The sequence below is a fragment of the Embleya sp. NPDC127516 genome, assembly GCF_044765325.1.
In the GTDB taxonomy this organism is placed as follows: Bacteria; Actinomycetota; Actinomycetes; order Streptomycetales; family Streptomycetaceae; genus Embleya.
The window spans coordinates 143,157-163,308 of record NZ_JBIWJT010000009.1 but is presented as its reverse complement, the minus strand read 5'-3'; the positions used below and the strand labels follow the sequence as shown (position 1 = coordinate 163,308).

The window sequence follows — 20,152 nt, the reverse complement described above, 5'->3', positions numbered from 1 at the left end:
CGGCCCGGGCCGGTCACGGATGCTCGCGTACGTCGAACTCCGCTCCGAGGCGGCCCGCAAGCCGTGGCCGGCCGTACTCCTGGACGAGATCGCCGCCGCCGACTTCGAGTCCTTCGCGCAAGCCTCGCGATCGACCGGGCTGCCGGTGACGCGGGAGCGCGCGACCGTGCTCACCCTGGCCTGCACGGCGCCATCCCGCACCTGCCGGCCGGTGGGCGGGAGATCCTGGCCGCAGCCGGGCTGGACGACCCGGACCGATTCGTCGCAGACCTGGTGGTCGCGGTCTTCGGGACGAGGCGACGGCCGTCACGCGCACACGATGACCGCCTTTGTACGCCCCGGCATCCCCGAAACGCAGAGATGCGGTGACCGGCAGGTCGTCGAGCGCCGGGCCCCGGCCGGTCCTGTTGCCCATGGCGGACTGCTCGTCGAACCGGCCGCGCCGCGCGCGCGGTATCGGAGCCAGGTGCTTGACCCTCACGTGGCGTCATGCCGCATTGTCGGTGGCGTGGAAGAGCACCTGACCGTGGGACGTGTGGCCGAGCTGGCCGGCGTGAGCGTCCGCACGCTGCATCACTATGACGAGATCGACCTCGTGCGGCCGTCCGCGCGTACCGCGGCCGGGTATCGGGCCTACTCGGCGGGCGACGTGGAGCGGTTGCGGGAGGTGCTCGCCTATCGGCGGCTGGGCTTCGGACTGCGCGAGATCGCGGATCTGGTCGACGACCCGACCACCGACGCGGTTGCCCATCTGCACCGGCTGCGCGGCCTGTTGTCGGAGCAGCGCGACCGCGCCGCCGCCATGGTGACGGCCATAGACAGGGAACTGGAGGCACGGGCAATGGGGATCAGGACGACGCCGGAGGAACAACTGAAAGTGTTCGGCGCGCAGTTGTACGAAGCCATCGGGTCCGCCTACCCGGCGACGCGGCGCACCGAGCCGCGAATCGCCGAGAGGGTGTGGGATGCGCTCGGGGACGCACGGACGGTGCTGAACGTCGGTGCCGGCACCGGCTCCTACGAACCTCCCGACCGCGACGTCACGGCGGTGGAACCGTCGGCGGTCATGCGGGCCCAGCGTCCCGCGGGCGCGGCGCCGTGCGTGACCGCCAGTGCAGAGAACCTCCCGTTCGAGGACCAGTCCTTCGACGCCGCGATGGCGTTCAGCACCGTTCATCACTGGCACGACCCGATCGCCGGGCTGCGCGAGATGCGCCGCGTGGCCCGCCGCGTGGTGGTGTTCACGCACGACGCCAGTGACACCGGCTGGCTGCACCGGTTCTGGCTCACCCGCGACTACCTGCCCGAGGTCGCCGGCCTGGTCGCCGACCGGCCATCGGTGGTCGAGTTGGCCAAAGTGATCGGGGCCCGCCTGGAGCCGGTGCTCATCCCGTGGGACTGTGCCGACGGCTTCTTCGAGGCGTACTGGCGCCGCCCCGAGGCGTACCTGGAGGAACACGTGCGCCGCGCGATATCGGTATGGACCAGAGTCGGGCCGGAGGCCGAGCAGCGGGCGGTGGACAGACTCCGCGACGACCTTTCCTCGGGCCGGTGGGGCGAACGCAACGGCGAACTCGTCGCCCTCGACGCGGCGGAGCTCGGCCTGCGCCTCCTCGTAGCCTGAACCATCCTGCGTGAGAACGCCCATCGTGCGAGAGAACGCCGCAGGGAGCCGGCCCGCCGGAAACGGTGGACGTTGTCGCGGCGTCAAGGCAAACCCGACCCGTGCTCGGGACCTGCCCTGATGAGGCGCACCCGTGCGTGCCCTGATGCCGCCGGCGGGTCGAACCGACCGGTCCGTGCTCGACCTGTACGGCGCGGCCTCCGGCGTCGCGTGCATCTCGGCACAAGGCGTAGCGGGCCGCACACGATCGAGGGCAGGTCCGTATGGGACCGCCCTCGATCGGGTATCAGCGGCGGGTTTCCACCTTCAGGTCGCCGCGGATCAGCGTGCGTGCCACGTCACCGGCGAACATCTCGTGCGGGAAGCCGAGTTCGATCGCGCCGGCCTCGTCGAGGCGGGCCGGTTGGGCCGTGGTGAAGTCGACCTCCAAGGCGCCCGGATTGCCCTCCAGTTGCGCGGGCGTTCGGGCGCCGATGGTTGGTGGCGTCACGCCCGGGTTCCGCAGGGTCCAGGCCAGTCCGACCTGGGCAGGTGTGCGGCCCAGTTCCGTGGCGACCTCCTTCACGACGTCCACGATGGCGAGATTGCGTTCGGTGAGCGCCCCGTTGGCGATGGTGAGGCTCTTGCGGGTGCCGTCGCCGGATGCGGTGTTCGCCCCGGTCAGGTCGTCGCGGCTGTACTTGCCGGTGAGTCGTTCCCGGTGGTTGCGAGCCGGTGGAGGGAGTGCGCCTGCGAGGCTTCGGGCTCCTGGGTGGCGCGAACTCGCCCATGGGTACGGTGCCGCGCGGTGCAGGGCCGGAGTGGATCGGGGGTGGTGGTTCAGCCGCCCAGTGTGATCGCGGCTGCGATCGCCGGGCCGAAGGCGCCGCCGAGCTGGTAGCAGAGGTTGAACAGGCCTATCGCGGTGGGGCGTTGGGTGGTCGGCGCGGCTGCGGTCGCGTACACCGCGAGCGTGGCCTGGCCCGCGCCCGCGGTGAAGACGGCCAGTGTCGCGGCCAACAGGAGCAGCGGCGCCCACGGGGTCAGAGCGGCGGTGAGCGGAGCGAGCGCGCCGACGGTGAGCAGGATGGTCAGGACCCGGGGGCGACTCATCCGAGCCGACACCGCAGCCAGCAGCATGGCGAGTGCCGAACCGGTGAGGAGAGCGGCCAACTGGCTCGTGCCGATGGTGGAGGCCGACCAGTCGGTGCGGTCGCGCAGCAACTGCGGAACGGTGAAGAGCAGCGTGAAGTACGAGGTCGCGAAGGCGCAGGCGAGCGCGGCGGAGAGGACGAAGGCGCGGGTGCGCAGCAGTGCCGCCGGTACGAAGCCCGTGGGGTTGGACCTGGTGTGCAGGGCCAGCAGCGCGCCCGTTGCCAGTGAGGCGGCGACCGCGGGGATCGGGTAGCGCGGAATGAGTACCAGGGCCGTCGCGGTCAGGACCAGCAGGGCGGCGCCCCGACCGTCGAACAGGGTGCTGCGCCGCGGTGTGGACAGGTCGGCGCGGCGCATGACCGCCGGCAGGGCGAGGAGGGCGAGCGTGCCGACGGCCATGGACAGTCGCCACGAGGCGATGTCCGCGATGGTCGAGCCGAGCAGCGGGCCGACCGCCCCCAGCGTTCCGAAGCCTGCCGTGATCACGCCCATCCGGCGGACCGAGCCCGCCAGGCTCATCGCCGCGGTGACCAGGCCCGCGCCGCCTGCGGCCTGGGCCGCCCGGCCCGCCATGGCCACCGGCAGCCAGGGTGCCGCGGCGAGGACCGCGGTGCCGGTCACGATCAGGGCGGCGCTCAGCTTGAGCGTGGTGCCCAGGCCGCGGCGGCGCAGCAGGTTGGCCATCAGCGGGGTGCCGACCGCCATGGCCCAGGCGAAGACGGTGACGAGCCAGGTCGCGGTGGCCGTACGGACGCCGAGCGAGTCGGCCGTGTCGGGAAGGATCAGGACCGGGCTGTTGGCGCTTGCGGCGATCGGGGTGGCCAGCAACGCAAGCCACATGACCGGTACTCGACGCGAAGCGGGCGCGGCGGTCGACGACGTGACGGACGGCCGGATCGGGGTGGAGGCGAGGGGCTTCGTCGGTGCGGTGTGGCGGGGGCCGGGACGGGTTTGGGCGTGCGGGGACACGGCAGCCTCCGGAAAGCGGAGTGGTCGGCAGGGGTGGTCGGCGGTTGTCGGCGGGGGAGCGGCGGTGAAGTCGGGAGAGCGATTCGGGCGGCGCACCGCTCGGATCCGACAATCTCAATAGCTACATACAAGCATTCGACTCTCCCAGGGTCAAGTATCTCGAATCTAAGAGAGTTATTACTGGTAGAGTTCCTATCGAGAGAGTCCGTACCGAGAGAGTCTGTGTCGAGAGGCGTGACGACGATGAGCGATGCCGTGGACGCGATCATCGGTCAGTGGGCCGAGGAGCGCCCCGACGTGGTGGATGAGCTCTGGACGGTGCAGCTCTTCGGGCGCATCCAGCGGCTGGCCCTGGTGGTCGAGAAGTCGGTCAAGGCAAGCGCCGTCAAACACGGCTTGGATGTCGGCGAGTTCGACGTCCTCACCACGCTGCAGCGCTCCGGACCGCCGTACGCCCTCACTGCCGGGACCTTCCTCAAGGCGTCCATGGTGTCCTCCGGCACGATCACCAACCGCATCGACAAGATGGAGGCCAAGGGCCTGGTGGAACGCGTGCGCGACGGGGAGGACCGGCGCACCGTCAAGATCCACCTCACCGAGCGCGGGCACGAGGTCACCCGGGCTCTGTTCGCCGACCATCTGGCGAGCTACGCGCGGCTGCTCGCGGACGTGGACCGTGACGTGGTCGAGAACTCCGCCGACAGCCTCCGTCGGGTGCTCGAAGCCCTCGGCGACACCAGCATCAAGTGACGGCCGCCCGGGCGGTTGCTCCCGGCGCCCCCGGACGGCCCACGGCCACCTAATCGACCGTCCCGCGTGCGCCTTTCCGTGCCGCGCCCCGCATGTCCTTCGAGCGCCGACCCATCCGGTGTCCCCGCCCCCGCCCCTGTCCCCGTCCCTGTCTCCGGCGACAGCGGGCCGGACGCGCGGCAGCGCCGCACGATCCTGATCGCCGTGTGCGTCGCGCTGATGGCGGTGATCGCCTCGGTCTCCGGGCTCAACGTGGCCCAGCCCGACTTGGCCGTCGAGTTCGACGCGTCCCAGGGCACCATCCTGTGGATCATCGACATCTACACCCTGAGCCTGGCCGCGCTCCTGCTGCCGCTCGGTGCCGTCGGCGACCGCCTGGGCCGCAAACCCACGCTGGTGGCCGGCCTGATCCTCTTCGGCCTCGCCGGCGCCGCGGCCGGGCGGGGGTCGCCGTCGGTCTCGCCGGGCGCCGCCGTGCGCGGTATCGCACCGGCCGGCGGCACGTCGAGTCGCAGATCGCGGCCGATCATCCGCACGATGCGCCGAGCCCCTCGGCGGCGACCCGACCACGGTGAACGCGCTTGCCGGTCAGACCTGTTCCGCCTCGCCCCGGGCACGAAGCGTCCGCGCGTCGAACACTCTTCGCGCTGTCGTCCCCCGGGGTGCGAAGGAGTCTCGTCTTGTGCGTGATACTAATACCGGTATAAGAATTGGATTCCGCACGTGAGACATGGAGACGCAGGACATGGTGGAGATCAAGACCGATACGGACCTGGACGCGATGCGGGAAGCCGGGCGGGTGGTGGCCCACGCCCTCGCCGCCGCCCGGGAAGCCGCCGGCGTCGGGGTGTCCCTGCGGGAACTGGACGAAGCGGCCCGCGCCGTCCTGAGCGAAGCCGGGGCACGCTCACCCTTCCTCGGCTACCTGCCCTCCTTCGCCCCCACCCCATTCCCCGCGGTGATCTGCACGTCGGTCAACGACGCCATCGTGCACGGCATCCCCACCGACTACCGCCTGCGGGACGGTGACCTGGTCGGCGTCGACTGCGGAGCGGAACTCGACGGCTGGACCGGCGACGCCGCCATCAGCTTCACCGTCGGCACCCCACGACCCGCCGACGTGGACCTGATCAACGCCACCCAGCGCGCTCTCGACGCCGGCATCGCCGCGGCCAAAGTCGGCAACCGCATCGGCGACATCTCCCACGCCATCGGCAACGTCGCCCGATCGGCACGCTGCGGCATGCCCACCGACTTCGGCGGTCACGGCATCGGCCGCCGCATGCACGAAGACCCCGACGTCCCCAATCGAGGACGCGCCCGCCGCGGCTTCCCCCTCCGCCACGGCCTGACCCTCGCCATCGAACCCATGCTCATGGCCGGCGGACACAACGACTATCGCGTCGGCCCCGACGGCTGGACCCTGTACACCGTTGACGGCAGCCGTGCGGCCCACATCGAGCACACGGTCGCCATCACGGAAGAGGGCCCCCGCATTCTGACCCTGCCCTGATCATCCGGACGGCGCGCCGTCCCGCCAGCAGACCCGCGTGTTCGATACGAATCGGTGGTGGGCGTACAGGCCCTGCCGGCCGCCGACGCGTCCGCCGCCCGTCGGGTCCCGTCGGCCCCGAGCGCGGTCCCGCGCGCGGCTGGAGGTCAGGCGAGTACCGCCGCTGGCAGCGCGGCGGTATCGGCGATCAGTGGTTCGTCCGCGGGTGCGGCGGAATCGTGCTTGGTGGACAGGACCGCCATGACGATGGGTCCCCGGCCGGGCGGCCAGGTGACGGCCACGTCATTGGTGGTGCCGTACCCGCCGGTGCCGGTCTTGTCCCCGACGATCCAGTCCTTGGGCAGTCCTGCCCGCAGGCGGTTGCCGCCGGTGGTGTTGGCGAGCAGCCAGCCGGTCAGCCGCTCGCGGTCCCGCGCGTCGAGGGCGTTTCCCAGGGCGAGCCGGGCGTACGTCCGGCCGATCGCGCGGGGGCTCGACGTATCGGTCGCCCGGCCCGGCTCCGCCGAGTTCAGGGCGGGCTCCCATCGGTCGAGCCGGGTCACCTCGTCCCCGATCGAACGGCAGAAGCGGGTGACCGCGCTCGGTCCGCCGAGTTCGCGCAACAGGAGATTCGCCGCGGTGTTGTCGCTGTGGTCGATGGCGGCCGCGCACAGGTTCGCGACGGTCATGCCGTCGGCGAGGTTCTCGGGCAAACCCGTGATCGGCGCGTAGCCCGACTCCGTGACGTCCTTCCGTGTGTACCGGATGCGCCGGGCGAGGTACTCGCCGTCCCGGTCGAGGTCCCTCAGGACCGCGGCCACGGCGATCGTCTTGAACGTCGAACACATCGGGAACAACTCGCGCGCGCGGTGGTGCACGGTCCTGCCCGTGACCGTGTCCCACGCGAAGACCCCCAGCCGTGCGGAATGCGCCTCCTCGAGAGCACGCAACCGCCCGACGATCCGCTCGTTGTCGTCCGTGCCCTGTGCGAAGGCCCTTCCGCCGACGGGGAGAACGAGGCCGAGAGTTGCTGCGGCGACCCCGCCGAGTACCCCACGCCGACTCGGACGCAGTTCCATGGCCACTTCTTCCCTCGGTTCGTGCGGCGCCGTCTGGCATGCGGACGCGCCCCTGCGGGCCGTCCAGACCCATCCATGCCTATGGCGGATGCGAGTTCACCCGAAACGGTTCCCACCCGCCGACCTGCCACCCGCGCCATGCGTCGACCCATGTGTCGGGGGACCACGGTGTGCAACGCGGTGTGCAACGCCGTGCGGATCCTCGGGACGAGCGCCAAGCCGCGTGCTTTCGCACCCCCGACACCAAGGACGGTTCCCAGGGCCGGAACCGCCGTGCGAGCGGCACGACACGAGCGACGGCCGACCGCCCGGCGTGGCCAGGACCGCTCGTCCGCGTCCGAATCCGCGCCGTCGTGAAGCCCTCCGGCGCAGGCGGACGCCGGGATTCGGAGCAGCCCGCGGAGCATCGCCGCGGTGCGTTCCGAGTTCCGGCCCCTGAGGCCCACCTCCACCGCCCCACGTGGACCGCGCCGCTCAGGCCCGCGCCACCGACTGGGGGAAGGTGAACACCTGGTCCGGGTCGTAGTGTCGGGACACCGCCTTCAGCCGCGACAGGTTTTCGCCGTAGTAGGCCGTACCCCAGTCGGGCAGGTTCGCGTCGATGTAGTTGACGTACGCGCCCGACGCGCCCAGCGCTTCGAGGCCGTCCCGGACGGCGTCCACCGCGGTTGTCGCCTCCTCCTTGCCGGCCGGTGTGGTGCTCGCGTAGATCTGTGCGGTGGCGAGGGCCGAGCGGTGTGGAAAGGCCGTTGCGTCGGGGGCGATCCGCGAGACGGCGCCGCCCATCGCGTCCAGCAGCAGGTCCATCCCGGTACGCCCGGCCATCAACCGCACCACCCCCTGCGCGTCCAGCGGAGCGGTCAGCACCCGGGAGACGGCGACGAAGGCCGCTCGCGGCAGCCGCCCGCCCTCGAAGGTCGGATGGCACTGCGCGATGGTGTCGTTCGCGCAGCCGGCCATGTACTTCATCGTGTCCAGATAGCTCTTGCCCTGCACGGTGCGCGAGCTCGGTTGGGTCGACGCGGCGGCGATCAGCCGGTCCAGGAGCGGATTCAGCCCGCCCTCCGCTCCGACGTAGCACCCGCCCACCCGACAGGTCGGTGGTGTACCGCCGGACACCACACAGTTCGACCACAGCTCCGGCGGCGCGTGCGAGACCCACTCCTGCCAGGCCCCGATCACCGACGCGGCCGAACCGGCCGGGAAGCGCAGCGAGAAGACGGTGAGCTCGGGCGCCGGCTCGGTGCTGAAGGTGAACCGGGTGACCACGCCGAAGTTGCCGCCGCCTCCGCCGCGCAGCGCCCAGTACAGGTCCGGCTCGGAGCACTCGGAGACGGTGAGCACCCGCGAGTCGGCGGTGACCACCTCCGCCGAGACCAGCCGATCGCAGGTGAGTCCGTACTTGCGGGTCAACACCCCGATCCCGCCGCCCAGGGCCAGTCCGCTGACCCCCACCGTCGGACACGAGCCGGCCGGCATCAGCCGCCCGGCCTCCGCCAGCGCCGCGTACACCTCGATCAGCCGGGCTCCCGACCCGACTCGCACGGTGCCGTCCGCCTGCACCTGGACCTGCGCCATCGGCCGCAGGTCCATCACCAGCCCGCCGTCGGGCACGCTGTACCCGAGGTAACTGTGCCCTCCGCTGCGCGCGGCGATCGGCACCCCGTGCCCACGGGCCGCATCCAGGCAACTCTGAACATCCGCCGCAGAGGTGCACTGGGCCACCGCCGCCGGAAGTTGATCGTCGTACAGTTCGTTGTATCCGAGGCGGGCCACGCCGTACGCCTGGTCCTCCGGCAACAGCAGCCGCCCATCGAGCCGCGCCTTCAACGCGGCCCAGTCCGGGGGTTCGGCCACGGACCCGGGCACCCGCTGCCCTGCGATGCCCCGCAACGGCCGGGCGTCGTACGCCGGCAACACCGGCATCCCGCTCCGCGCCTTCGCTGCGGCCGCAGGCCCCGTCACCGCCAGCGCACCCCCGACACCCAGAGCGGTCAGAAACCCCCGTCGATCGATCGTCATACGCTCACATCTCCCGGCGACCCGTGCGCACCGCGCGTCGGCTACGCGGCGCTGCATCGCTGCCATCCTGACCCGGGGACCGGTCGACGGCGGGTCGGACTACGCTCCGGCGCGCCGGATTACACCCATCGGTGGACGCGAGTCGGGCCTCGGCGACTGCGGCCGGCCACCCTGGGAGGGGTGCGGGTGGGCGCCGGGTATCGCACTCAGTCCCCGGACCAACCCCAGAACGCGATCCAGGCGGGCTCCCCGTCGTGGTGGAGGACCACACAGCTACCGCTCCACCGCTCGAGTTCGTTGTCCGGCATGCCGACCCGCTCGTAGTCCACGCGCGTCGGCCGCTCCGTCCCGAACACGGCCAGTGTTTCGGCGGGTGTCAACGGGCGGAAGGCACAGGACCGGTTGGCTGCTGCGGCGTCGACGATCACGGCGTCGACGTCGAGGATCGAATGCGTGCTACAGGTACCCAGGAATTCGCCGTACGTCTCGTCGCCGCCCAAAGCGTCGAACTCCGCGAGCGTTTCGGGTACCGGCAACCCCCACTCGGCCGGGCTGTGGAACTCACCGGCTTCGAAGACCTGTTCCCGAAGTTCTCGAAGGGCCGCCGACAAGTCGGTCCGATACGGCACGACGTGACTCCAACCCGAAGCTCCCACGAATCCCCCTCGATACCGGCGGCACGGTCACACGCGCCGACGGAACCGTACGGATGGGGTCCGACACTTGCGGGGGCCGCACCCCGGGGACGGGGACGGGGACGGGGACGGGCACGGGCGCGTTCGGGCACGGCGGGACGCCGGTCACGGGTCCGCGGCGGAGAGGACACCCGTGCCCGAACCCACGCGCCTACGCCATCCGGGCCAGGAGACCACCGTCAGGGATCGTCGGAGCGTCGCGGGAAGAACTACGACTCGCCGCGGATCCTGGTCGAGGCGATCGAGGCCGCGGCGATGGTCCTGGCGGCGGTCTGGGTGGACGAGCCGGAGTTCAGGCTGGGAAGGGACGGCTGGTTGAGCGCGTGAACGACGAACTCGTAGGTGTTCACCGTCGAGGGTGAACAGGGTCCCTGGTAGCCGTAGAGGCTCGCGCTTCCCCGGTAGTAGATCTGCCTGGCTCCCGCGGGGACCGAGGGGCGGTAGGCGTGGTCGACGTTCTGGGGGAGGGAGGTCGTGTTCGCCGGGATGTCGTAGATGACCCAGTGGATGAGGTTGGCGTTGTCGAGATCGCGCATGACGATCGCGTAGCTCTTGGCGGCGGCCGGGGCACCGGACCAGGTCAGGGGCGGGGACTCGTTCTTCTTGGCGGGGTCGTTGCCGCCCCCGCTGGTGCACTCGTGGATCTTGGGGATGAAGCCGCCGTCGACGAAGGCGGCGCTGGACAGGGCGAACGCGCTCCGATCCGCCGACGACGCCGGTGCGGTCGACGAAGCGGTGGCGGGTGAAACGCTGACGACCCAGGTGATGAGCAGTGCGCACAGCACAATTCGTGTGCTTCTCACTGGAGGCTCCCGAGGATGTTTGTGGTCCCTGTGGTCCGTCCATGGGGTAGGCGGGGATACGGGGCGAGTCGCAGTGGCGAGGTCGCAGTGGCGAGGTCGGAGTGACACCAGCGGGAGTGGGGCCACGCGTCACACGCGTGCGGTCGAATCAGCGTATGCACGCCGGATTCCGGCGGCCAATGCCACTTTCTCTGCGAACGATGCACTTTTCTCTCACGAACGACGGGTGTGCTGACCGGTGTTCGGTGACGGCGGCATCGAACGCGGTCGACCCGACGACGGGCAGGGCCGGATGGCCGACACGCCCCCGATGTGTCGGCGGGCCGCCGGTCAGCGGCTCCGGGGCTGTTCGGGCGCGGTGGACGTGCGGGTTTCGGCGCCGGCGTTGCTCCCGAGGGATGCGACACGGGTCTTCAGGGCTGCCACGGCCGGCTCGGGGTGTTCGGCGTAGAAGCGGAAGGCGCGGGCCTGGGCGGGTTTGCCGAGAGGGCGTCGGTACGGGACGGGCGCGGTGAGTTCGACGGTGATCGTGGTCTGGCTCGCCACCGCCAGGTCCGCGAGACCGTTGTCGTCGACGGTGGCCAACCTGCCTTCGGAGAACCTCCGTTCGAGGCGGACGGAGGCGATGTGGTCGGCGGGGATGTGGATGTCGAGGAGGGCTCCGTAGCGCAGACGCAGGGAACCGTCCGGGCCGATCACGTGGGGGCGGACCACGCACGAGGCGTGCAGGGCGACGATGAAGTAGCAGCCCCAGATATCCACGACCAGGGTGACGGCGTGCACGACCGGCCACGGAATCAGGAACGCGAGGGCCAGGGTCTCGACGACGGAGACGAAGAAGAAGCAGTACACGAAAGCCGTTTGACCGGGGGCGTACGCGACGGGCAGGTCGCCGTCGCGGACCCCGTGCGGGCCGCGACGGGTCGCCCAGCGCAGGAAGCTGGTGGAGAGGAACAACTCGTGGGCGGTGAGCCTGCGTACGGGCGCCGGAACGGTGTCGGCGATCGCGGCGAGGAAGGCGGGGCGGCGTGCGAGCCCGGCACGCCGGTGGCGGCGGTGGTCGAGGGCGAGCAGGACGGATGCCGCCACGACGATGGTGAGCGTCGCCGCCGCCGTGGCGGCCCGGGCGGTCGAAGGGACCCGTACGCCGCCGACCAGACACAGGATCACCGTGAACTCCCCGGGGAGGAGCGCGACGAAGGACCAACGCACGATCTTCCTCGGCCCCTTCATCCGGCACGCTCCCGGAGCAGCACGATGGCGCGGCGAATGGCCGCCGCCTGGGCGGGGGAGTGATCCTCGAAGAAAGCGTCCAGGAAACCGCTTTCGTCTTTCGCCACGCCCCGGTCCGGGATGCCCATCGCACGCAGCGCCGCGTCCGGGATGCTCTCGGCGACGGCCCGGGCGGTCTGCTCCACCCGCGGGTCGTCCTCGGCGGCGTCGGCCAGTTCGTCCAGTCGGGCGTAGACGTCGTACGCGCGCCGCATCGCCTCCGGGTCGGCGCCGAGGGTGTGTACGAGGGCGTCGAGCCAGCCTCGGTCGCCGTCCGGTGATCCGGTCTCCAAGAGGGCGAGTAGTTGCCGCTCCTTGGCGGCCATCGCCGGCTCCGGACCGGGGAGCAGCGCGGAGGTGCGGGCCATGTCCTCGAAGACGGCCGCGAGTTCGGGGGATACGGGGGCCTCGGCGGGCAATCGTCCGGTCCGCTCGGCCTGTTCGAGCAGTTGGCGCAGGCGGGCGCGGCGCTGCCGGATGGCGTCCTCCTGGCGGGCCAGGTCGACGTCCAGCTCGGTGAGGATTTCCACGAGATCCCGGCCCGCGTCGTTCGCCAACACGTCCTTGACCTCGTCCAGGCTCAGGCCGAGCTCGGTCAGTCGGCGCAGCCGGGCCAGTTCGGCGGCATCGCGTAGGGAGTACTCGCGATACCCGTTGGGCTGCCGGGGTGGCTCGGGCAGCAGGCCGATGCGGTGGTAGTGGCGCACGGCGCGCGTGGTGACGCCGGCGATGGCGGCCAGTTCTCCGATTCGCATGCCACCAGTAGAAACGTTGACGCTACGACAAGGTCAAGTTGTCGGCCCGCGAGTCGGTCGTGCCTGGCATCGCACCTCGCGCGCGGTGTGTGGACACCCCGCCATGTTCGCCATCGGCCCGGCGACCTCACGTCCGCACCGCCCGCCGCCGCCGTGTACGCGGACGCGACGGCGTCACCCCCGGTGTCGGGCCGGCAGCGGACCGATACCGCAGGCGAACGCGCGAAGTACGGCCTGTTGCACTGCCCGCGGGCCGCCCTTGCCGGGGCGAGCCGGCCCCGCCCGCCCCGCTCGGCGGGACCGGCCGGCGCGTCCGAGGGCCCGCCCGCCCCGGCGATTTCCGGCCCGCCGCCCAGGACGCGGCGGGCCCTCGACCGACGGCGCGCCGTCCGTTCGACCGTCTGCGGCTCGATACAGGCGGCACGCGAAACTCGTCGGCGTCCCCGGCGCCGCGAACGGGTCGTGGCCGTCGACCAGCGGGGTGGGAGAGCCGTGCATGCTCAGGCGCGCGGCCTGCTCCGCGTCGACCACCTCGCGGCGCACGACGTCGACGTCGTCCCGTCCGGTCAGAGCCTCGACCACCCTCGCCTCGATGACCGGAGCGTTCGGGCAACTCTGCACCGTCAGCACGTCGACCCGCATCGGGGGACCTCCACGTTGTTTGCTCTGTCATCGAGGCTGGTGCCGCGCCCGGCAACGTTTGCCGTTGTCCGGGCGCGGCACCGGGGGTTCCGGGGCGTCGGAAGGCCGGGGCGCAGCATGGAGACCTGCGCATCGGCGCTGCCGGCGCCACCGAGACCGGCACGAACGGGGCCGCTGCCCGCCAGTTCGACGACGAGTGCTTACCAGTCGGTTGCGGTGTCCATCGACTGCTGCCAGTACGTGACCTTGAGCGAGTCGTCGACATAGGTGCCTTTGGCGGGCAGCGACGGGTGGGCGCCCGTGCCGACGTTCTCGTTCCCGGAGGGGCCGTGGAAGTAGACGGTGAGGGACTTCTCGGTGTGGCCGGTGCCACCGCTGCCGTCGGCGGCGGACAGGTTGACGGAGGCGTAACCGGACTCGCCCGGCTCGAGCGTGACGACCGCCTGCGGCTTCGATGCCTCGATGACGGGAGGTACGGACTGGGCCTCGCCGAAGCGCACCGCCGGGTAGCCGTAGAGGAAGCAGCGCTTGCCACCCGTGTTGGTGACGGTGAGCAGCATGTGGTTCACGGGGCGGTTCAGTGGGGCCGCGACGGTCCTGGTGTTGGAGCCTTCGCAGGTGACCGGGTCGCCGGAGTCCGTGCGGCCGGCCGGGCCCTGGGTGTTGGCCGGGCCGGGTTTGCCGGTTGCGGAAGAGGGCCGGGAGGAGGGGGTACCGGCGGGGGCGGACGCGGACGGTGCCGCGGCCGGCGGCGCGGTGGAGGGGGCGCCGGGCGCCGGGGTCGAGGCCGATGCCTTCGCGTCGGCGTCCTTGTCGTCGTTGCACGCGGTCAGCAGGAGCGCGGCGAGCGCGAGCGTGGCGGCGCCGACGAGACGAGAGCGGGAAGTGCGGTTGCCGGACATGAGGTTGAGCCCCTTCGATGTTCGGGTGGGGGGTGCTGCTTGAATGAGCACGAGCTTGTGGGGCGAGCCGTCCCAACCGCCAGGCACGGCGGGCAGTTGGGGACGCCGGAACGGCAAATCCCGCTCTGAGCAGGGGAAACGCAGTGCCCCTGGAACGCGGGAATGGGACACGAGGCATGGAGGAACGGGTGCCGGGGGCAACGGGGGCCGAGGAAACGGAGGCGTTCGCGCGACTGCTGCGCGAGCTCAAGGACCGCTCGGGACTGAGTTACGGCGCGCTGGCCAAGCGGCTGCACACGGGCACGTCGACCCTGCACCGCTACTGCAACAGCACCGCCGTGCCGAGCGATTACGCACCGGTGGAACGCCTCGCCCGGGTGTGCCGGGCAACGCCGCAGGAACTGGTGGAGCTGCACCGGCACTGGATCCTGGCGGACGCGGCGCGGGGGCGCCGGGCGGATCCGGCGGTGGTTCCGAACCCGGCCGCGGATTCGGCTCAGGCCCCGGCGTCGGGTTCGGTGCCGGCTCCTGCCCCACTCCCGGCGTCGGGTTCGGCTCGGGGCGCCCGTCCGGATGGAGAGGCTCAGGCGGTCGGCTCGTCGGAGACGGTGGATGCGGGTGCGGCGGAGGATTCGGCCGAGCGAGCCGACACGACGTCTAACGAGCCGGATTCGGGCTTGGACTCGGACTCGGCGACGCTGCCGGGCTCCGCGGCGGCCCTCGCGGCGGCCTCCGGAACGGACCCGACGCGCGCGGCGACGTCGCGCGGACAGGGACCGGGCCAGGGCGAGGAGGGCGGTGAGTCGGCGGACGTCGACGCGCCTCGCGAGCCCGCGCCGTCACGGCGTCGCCGTACCGTGGCGACCTCCTTCGTCGCGGTCGCTGCCCTGCTGGGAGTCGTGATGGCCGTCGTACATCCGTTCTCCGACGACGAAGGCAACGATGCGGGCGACCGCCGGGCAGCCGGTCCCGCCGCCGCGATCACCGGCGCGGCGGATGCCACGGAGCGACCCACCGGGCGGGCCTCCTCCTCCCCGTCTCCCCACGGGACCGCGCCGGCCTCGGCCGTCACGACCGACTTCGGCAACGTCGGGCCCGGCGCCTCGAAGAGTGGTGGTACGCAGGGCGCGCGGGAGCCCTCCGGCGACAGCGGTGCCGGCGCCGTCCCGCTCCATGTGGGCATCCGCCCCTACGTCTACAACAATCCGTGCAGCCAGCACTTTCTCGTCGACAGTGCCCCCGAACAGGTCGGCCCGCCCGCGAACGAGCGGGACGCTCCGCGCTGGGCCTCCGCGTACGGCGCGGTCTCCTCGAACGAGCAGAAGATCGCCCTCACCATCCAGGGCCGCGGCCAGGACACCGTGGTCCTGGAGGCGCTGCACCTACGTGTCGTCGGCAAGAGCGCGCCGCTCGCCTGGAACGACTACTCGATGGGGGTCGGCTGCGGCGGCGGCGTCGAGACCAAGTCGTTCGACATCGACCTCGACAAGGGCAGCCCCGTCATCACCGCGAAGAACGGCCAGGGCGACTTCCCGTACAAGGTCAGCGCGTCCGACCCGGAGGTCTTCTACGTCACCGTGCACACCAAGGCGCACGACGTCCGCTGGGATCTCACCCTGGACTGGTCCAGCGGCGACCGCCGCGGCACGGAGCACATCGACAACAAGGGCACGCCGTTCCGCACCAGCGCCGACGCCGGCCGCCCCGGTTACGACTACCCGCTGGGCGGCGGGGAGTGGGTCGAACGGCAGGAATGACGGCGGATGGCACCACCGCCCGCATCGACACGATCGAAGGCCGGGCGGCCGGTGGGCGACGACGGGCGGGCGGCCTGGGGGAAGGCTGCGGCGTTCGGGGAAGGCTGCGGCGTTCGGGGAAGGAACCCGCGAGCCGGGACGGCCGGCCGGCGCGCTCCCTGTCCCTGCGTTCCGCGCGGCAACACCAAGCGCGCCCGGGTCACGACTGGTCCGTGAGGAACGCGTGCAGTGCGGTGGTCAGCGCCGCCGGGTTGTCCTCCTGGACGATGTGCCCCGCGTTCGGTACGACCACGAGTCTCCCGTCCGGGATGCGCTCGACCAGGCGTTCGGCGGTGGCCTGCGGGAGGACCTTGCTGCGTGCGCCGCGTACCACCAGGACCGGTACCGCGGTCAGCCGAGCGTCCAGCCGATCGATGGCCGCGAGGATGGCGGGGAAATCGGGGGGACGCGGATCGCCCTTCGGTATCCAGACGCCGTCGGGCGCACGACGAAACAGTGTGTTCATGCGGTAGGCGACGCCGGCGCGGTCGGCGCGCGGATTGACACACATCGCGGCCTGGACCACCGTCTCGAGTTCTCGCACGGGACCGAGCCCGGCCATGAACGCCCGTACCCGCCGGGTGCTTTCGAAGTCCACGCCGGGTGCGACGTCGACAAGAGCCAACCGCTCCACCAGGCCGGGCCGCGAGTCGACGACGTGGGCGGCGACCACACCGCCGAGCGACATGCCGACCAGCCGGACCCGATCGAAGCCGAGATGATCGGCCGCGGCGACGACATCGGCCGCCATGGTGTCGACGCGGTAGTCCTCGGACCAGTCGCTGTCGCCGTGTCCACGCAGATCCAGCGCGACCAGTCGGGCGGCGCCCCGCAAGCCGAGGCAGACGAAGTCCCAGGTACGCGCGGTCAATCCGCCACCGTGCAACAGGAATACCGGAGGTCCCGTTCCGCCCCAGTCGAGTCCGTGCAGCCGGCAGCCCGCGCGGGAGAAGCGGATCTCGCGGGGCGGCACCGCAGTGTGGACCCTGACGCCCAGGGCCGCCGCCACCTCGACCATCGCCGCGGTCGTGGCTCGTCCGTGCACGACGCCTCCCCTCATACCTTGGCCACTCAAGGTAAATCACTTACCTTGACCAGTCAAGGTAAGCGGAGCGGCCGGCCACCCGGGTACGACGCAACCCCGACGGCCCCGAGCGCATGTCCCCGAAGGCCGCGAACAACCTGCGCGCCGCCGCAGGCGATCCAGCCACCGCGCAGTTCCGCGTCGCAGCCGCACGGATCGGGGTCCCGTCTTCCACCGGGACAAATCAAGTACTGCTCCATCGAGGGCCGAGCGGGAGCGGGGGTTTCCGGAAATCGGCGCGCCGCACGCATGATCTCCACGCGCGCGAAATCGATCGGAATGGAATCCGATCGGCTCTCGCATCGCGAGTACCGTCCGAAAAGCGATCCGCCGACCGAAATCCGATCGTTTCGCGCCGATCGGTAATACGACACGGCGGGCAGCATGGTGGAAGGCGGTCATGGCCCGCTCGAGTATCGGATGTACACGGTTCCGGGCGACGACGGAGGACGGGACGGGGTATACGGAGATACGTGCGACGAGTAGTGCGATCGTGGGGAACCCCTCTCGCCATCCGCTCGCACGCCGTCACCGTCCGGTTTCCGGGTGGGTTCGCTCCGCCGAGGAGTGACTCGGTGGAGCGAACCCGCCCGCCCGCCTGTCGTCGTTGTTCGGCTGCGTCCCGTGTCCGCGATATCGGTTATGCCGCGGGGCCGGGTGCGTGTGGCCGGTTCGAGGGTTGTCGCGTCAGCCGCGGACGGCGGCGAGCGTCACCTTGACGTCATGGCCGCTGTGCCAGCCGGTGTCGATCAGGGGGCTGTGCCGGCTTTCGTCGCCCCAGCCGTAGTACTTGCGCCAGGTGGTGTACCAGATGCCGCCCTTGCCCCATCCGGTGACCACGTGGGCTTGGGCGATCTTGCCGTCGTGCTTGTTGTCCCACAGGTATATCTGCGCCTTGGTCTGCTTCTGGGAGCCGCTGCCCCGGTCGCACTCCCGGTACCTGAGGCCGGTGGAGTTGCCCGACGTCCGAATGTCTCGCCAGTCCGTGCAGCTTTCCGCCGCCACTTCGGCCGACGGCGGTGCGACAGGTGCGGCCCCGGCCGGTGTCGCCACTGCCGCGGATGCCGCGAATGCCGCGAGCATGCCGGCCACGAGTGCGAAGCGCTTGCCCATGTCCATGGTTCGAACTCCCTTCGACGGTTGTGCTCTTGGCGACGCGGAGTCGACCGCGCCGTGTGGTACCAGGGAAACCGACCGCGGATTTCACGGCTTCCCACCGCGGGTTGGTCTTGGTCGTCAACCTGCGCGGCAGTCGGCTCACCGCTTGCACCCTGCGCATCAGGCAACGGGGCAACCACCGAGGCAGGGGCGGCGCGAGGTCACACCGCCGCCATGGCCTGCGGCTGTACCCGATTCGCCGACACGGACTCCGATACGGACGTGCCGGATGCGGAGATCCCGCGTGTTCGTATGGGTTTATCAATCGGCCGGTTGTGGGATCGAGGGTGAATCCGAAAGGAGCGAATCCCGCATTTCGACGGCTCCCATTCGACGGCTTTCTTTTGCCGGGTCGACCACCGGCCGAGGTCGCGTCACACGGCCGGCCGGTCGGTGGACCACGGCGAGGTCATTCCGTCCCCATATGGACGCTCGCGCCTCCGAAATGTGCGTCGATCCACCCTCGGACAACCCTGCACCGGATGCGGCATTCGGGTGTCGTCGTCGAATTTCCCGCGAGACGCATCGGACAAAGCACTCATTTATGATCTTCTCGACTGCTCAAGGAACCGCCGCGATGAATTCGAAGGCGAAGCATGTACGATAAAGATTCGGTAACGTGAAGGCCGGGGTCATGGTCGTCGGATGGCTGGGGTGGGCCTTCTTCGACGGACGATCGCCTCGGGTCGGCCATCCGGGCCGCCCGGGCCGCCCGGTCGTCCCCGCCGAATCGAGTGTCCGCATTCGGCCCGGTAGGCGGCCGAGGAAGGAGAACCGCCCCAGTGGCGTCCAGACATCGGTGCGGACAGCACCGTAAGCCCAAACCGCGCACCTCGGCCCGCGCGGTGGCGACCGTGGTCACCGTCGCCGCGACCATGACCGGCACGATCGCCTTGGCCGGTACCGCCCAGGCCGACCCCCAGCCTTCGCTGCAGCAGATCCAGGAGCAGGTCAACAAGCTGCACAGCGACGCGATCAAGGCCACCGACGTCTTCAACGGTGTCCAGGAGCAGGCCGACAAGCTGCGCGAAACGGCCAATCGAACGCAGGCCCGGGTCACCGACGAGCAGAATCAGCTCAACATCCTGCGTGACCAGATCGGGGTCGTCGCGGCCGATCGGTACCGGGGCGGCACCCTCCCGGCGACGCTCTCGCTGGCGCTGAGCGGAGACCCCGAGAACTACCTGCAGAAGGCGCAGATGATCGCGCAGCTCGACAGCCAACAGGCCGCCAAGCTGCGCCAGATCGCCGCCCAGGCACGTGCTTTGAGTCAGGACCGCACCGAGGCTTCTTCGCAACTGGCGGAGTTGGAGAAGTTGCGAACCGAACTCAACCGGAACAAAACCGAGATCCAGGGGAAACTCGCCGAGGCCGAGCGCCTGCTCAACACCGTCACCAGGGAGCAGCGGGCCAAGATCCTCGCCTCCTCGGAGCATGAAGCCGACCCGGGAAGCCGTACACCCGAGCGCAGTTCGCGCGACAAGCCGAAGGACACACCCACGGCGGATGTGCCGGCTTCCGGACGGGCGGCCGTCGCGATCCAGTTCGCGCGTGCCCAGATCGGCAAGTGGTACGGCTGGGGCAAGACAGGCCCCACCAACTACGACTGTTCGGGCCTGACCCAAGCCTCCTGGGGTGCGGCGAACGTCAAGTTGTCACGCGTCACGACCACACAGATCAATGACGGCAAGAGGGTGACCAAGGCGGAACTGCAGCCCGGGGACCTGATCTTCTTCAACAGGGACAACTCGCATGTCGGCCTGTACATCGGTGGCGGTCGCATGATTCACGCACCGCGTCCCGGTACGCAGATCACCGAGGCCTCGATCGACACCATGTTCTTCTACGGGGCTGTTCGTCCCGGCTAGAGACGATCGTCAGCTCGCCGGCGAACGTACCGCCCGCGCATCGGCACGGAGACGAGAATCCGCCCGTTCGCTGATCCGCGCGTCCGGTCCCGGCCGCGCCGCCCACA

Annotated in this window: 17 protein-coding genes and 1 pseudogene; 6 read left to right on the top strand and 12 right to left on the bottom strand. The window is 70.7% G+C overall.

The window, feature by feature from the left end:
* The first annotated feature begins 535 nt into the window (after positions 1 to 535).
* Positions 536 to 1,624 carry a methyltransferase domain-containing protein gene (locus tag ACIRL2_RS19265; RefSeq protein ID WP_402233787.1) on the top strand — a complete coding sequence of 363 codons (1,089 nt, stop codon included), beginning with the start codon at positions 536 to 538 and terminating at the stop codon, positions 1,622 to 1,624.
* Positions 1,625 to 1,910: 286 nt separating this feature from the next.
* Here ACIRL2_RS19265 and ACIRL2_RS19260 read toward each other — a convergent pair whose 3' ends face one another.
* Positions 1,911 to 2,288, bottom strand: coding sequence for an aldo/keto reductase (locus tag ACIRL2_RS19260; protein ID WP_395860965.1), 378 nt, complete (start codon positions 2,286 to 2,288; stop codon positions 1,911 to 1,913).
* 155 nt (positions 2,289 to 2,443) lie between these two features.
* Entirely contained in the window at positions 2,444 to 3,598 is a 1,155-nt protein-coding gene (locus tag ACIRL2_RS19255; RefSeq protein ID WP_402233544.1) for an MFS transporter, read from the bottom strand.
* 372 nt (positions 3,599 to 3,970) lie between these two features.
* On the opposite strand from ACIRL2_RS19255, the gene ACIRL2_RS19250 reads away from it, so the two are divergent.
* The 3 genes and pseudogenes from ACIRL2_RS19250 to map all read left to right on the top strand — a co-directional run bounded on the left by ACIRL2_RS19250 (position 3,971) and on the right by map (position 5,990).
* Entirely contained in the window at positions 3,971 to 4,477 is a 507-nt protein-coding gene (locus ACIRL2_RS19250; RefSeq protein ID WP_395860375.1) for a MarR family winged helix-turn-helix transcriptional regulator, read from the top strand.
* A gap of 78 nt (positions 4,478 to 4,555) precedes the next feature.
* A pseudogene (locus ACIRL2_RS19245) lies at positions 4,556 to 5,005 on the top strand (MFS transporter); the annotation flags it as partial.
* A gap of 217 nt (positions 5,006 to 5,222) precedes the next feature.
* A complete protein-coding gene (gene map, locus ACIRL2_RS19240) occupies positions 5,223 to 5,990 on the top strand; it encodes a type I methionyl aminopeptidase (protein WP_402233785.1) in 768 nt (255 codons plus the stop codon).
* 146 nt (positions 5,991 to 6,136) lie between these two features.
* Here map and bla read toward each other — a convergent pair whose 3' ends face one another.
* The 8 genes from bla to ACIRL2_RS19200 form a co-directional block, all read right to left on the bottom strand.
* Positions 6,137 to 7,048, bottom strand: a complete 912-nt coding sequence (gene bla, locus ACIRL2_RS19235) for a class A beta-lactamase (RefSeq protein ID WP_395860369.1) — start codon at positions 7,046 to 7,048, stop codon at positions 6,137 to 6,139.
* Between the two features lie 474 nt (positions 7,049 to 7,522).
* Positions 7,523 to 9,070, bottom strand: coding sequence for an FAD-binding oxidoreductase (locus ACIRL2_RS19230; RefSeq protein WP_402233540.1), 1,548 nt, complete (start codon positions 9,068 to 9,070; stop codon positions 7,523 to 7,525).
* Positions 9,071 to 9,276: 206 nt separating this feature from the next.
* Positions 9,277 to 9,699: a hypothetical protein gene (locus ACIRL2_RS19225; RefSeq protein ID WP_402233537.1), complete on the bottom strand. Its 423-nt coding sequence runs from the start codon at positions 9,697 to 9,699 to the stop codon at positions 9,277 to 9,279.
* Between the two features lie 275 nt (positions 9,700 to 9,974).
* Complete coding sequence (locus tag ACIRL2_RS19220; protein ID WP_395860363.1) at positions 9,975 to 10,568, bottom strand: YbhB/YbcL family Raf kinase inhibitor-like protein; 594 nt, start codon at positions 10,566 to 10,568, stop codon at positions 9,975 to 9,977.
* A 330-nt stretch (positions 10,569 to 10,898) separates the two neighbouring features.
* Positions 10,899 to 11,801: a hypothetical protein gene (locus ACIRL2_RS19215; RefSeq protein WP_402233535.1), complete on the bottom strand. Its 903-nt coding sequence runs from the start codon at positions 11,799 to 11,801 to the stop codon at positions 10,899 to 10,901.
* Positions 11,798 to 12,595: a MerR family transcriptional regulator gene (locus ACIRL2_RS19210; protein WP_402233532.1), complete on the bottom strand. Its 798-nt coding sequence runs from the start codon at positions 12,593 to 12,595 to the stop codon at positions 11,798 to 11,800. Before ACIRL2_RS19210 ends, ACIRL2_RS19215 begins: the two co-directional genes overlap by 4 nt.
* A gap of 174 nt (positions 12,596 to 12,769) precedes the next feature.
* A complete protein-coding gene (locus tag ACIRL2_RS19205; protein ID WP_395860357.1) occupies positions 12,770 to 13,237 on the bottom strand; it encodes a hypothetical protein in 468 nt (155 codons plus the stop codon).
* 200 nt (positions 13,238 to 13,437) lie between these two features.
* Positions 13,438 to 14,139 carry a DUF4232 domain-containing protein gene (locus ACIRL2_RS19200; RefSeq protein WP_395860355.1) on the bottom strand — a complete coding sequence of 234 codons (702 nt, stop codon included), beginning with the start codon at positions 14,137 to 14,139 and terminating at the stop codon, positions 13,438 to 13,440.
* Positions 14,140 to 14,315: 176 nt separating this feature from the next.
* Here ACIRL2_RS19200 and ACIRL2_RS19195 point away from each other — a divergent pair, with 176 nt between their 5' ends.
* Entirely contained in the window at positions 14,316 to 15,896 is a 1,581-nt protein-coding gene (locus ACIRL2_RS19195; RefSeq protein WP_402233528.1) for a helix-turn-helix domain-containing protein, read from the top strand.
* Between the two features lie 199 nt (positions 15,897 to 16,095).
* Here ACIRL2_RS19195 and ACIRL2_RS19190 read toward each other — a convergent pair whose 3' ends face one another.
* Both ACIRL2_RS19190 and ACIRL2_RS19185 read right to left on the bottom strand, forming a co-directional pair.
* Positions 16,096 to 16,980, bottom strand: a complete 885-nt coding sequence (locus ACIRL2_RS19190) for an alpha/beta fold hydrolase (RefSeq protein ID WP_402233525.1) — start codon at positions 16,978 to 16,980, stop codon at positions 16,096 to 16,098.
* Between the two features lie 726 nt (positions 16,981 to 17,706).
* A complete protein-coding gene (locus tag ACIRL2_RS19185) occupies positions 17,707 to 18,138 on the bottom strand; it encodes a hypothetical protein (RefSeq protein WP_402233523.1) in 432 nt (143 codons plus the stop codon).
* An 893-nt stretch (positions 18,139 to 19,031) separates the two neighbouring features.
* Between ACIRL2_RS19185 and ACIRL2_RS19180 the strand changes: the two genes are divergently transcribed.
* Complete coding sequence (locus ACIRL2_RS19180) at positions 19,032 to 20,045, top strand: NlpC/P60 family protein (protein ID WP_395860347.1); 1,014 nt, start codon at positions 19,032 to 19,034, stop codon at positions 20,043 to 20,045.
* Positions 20,046 to 20,152 lie beyond the last annotated feature (107 nt).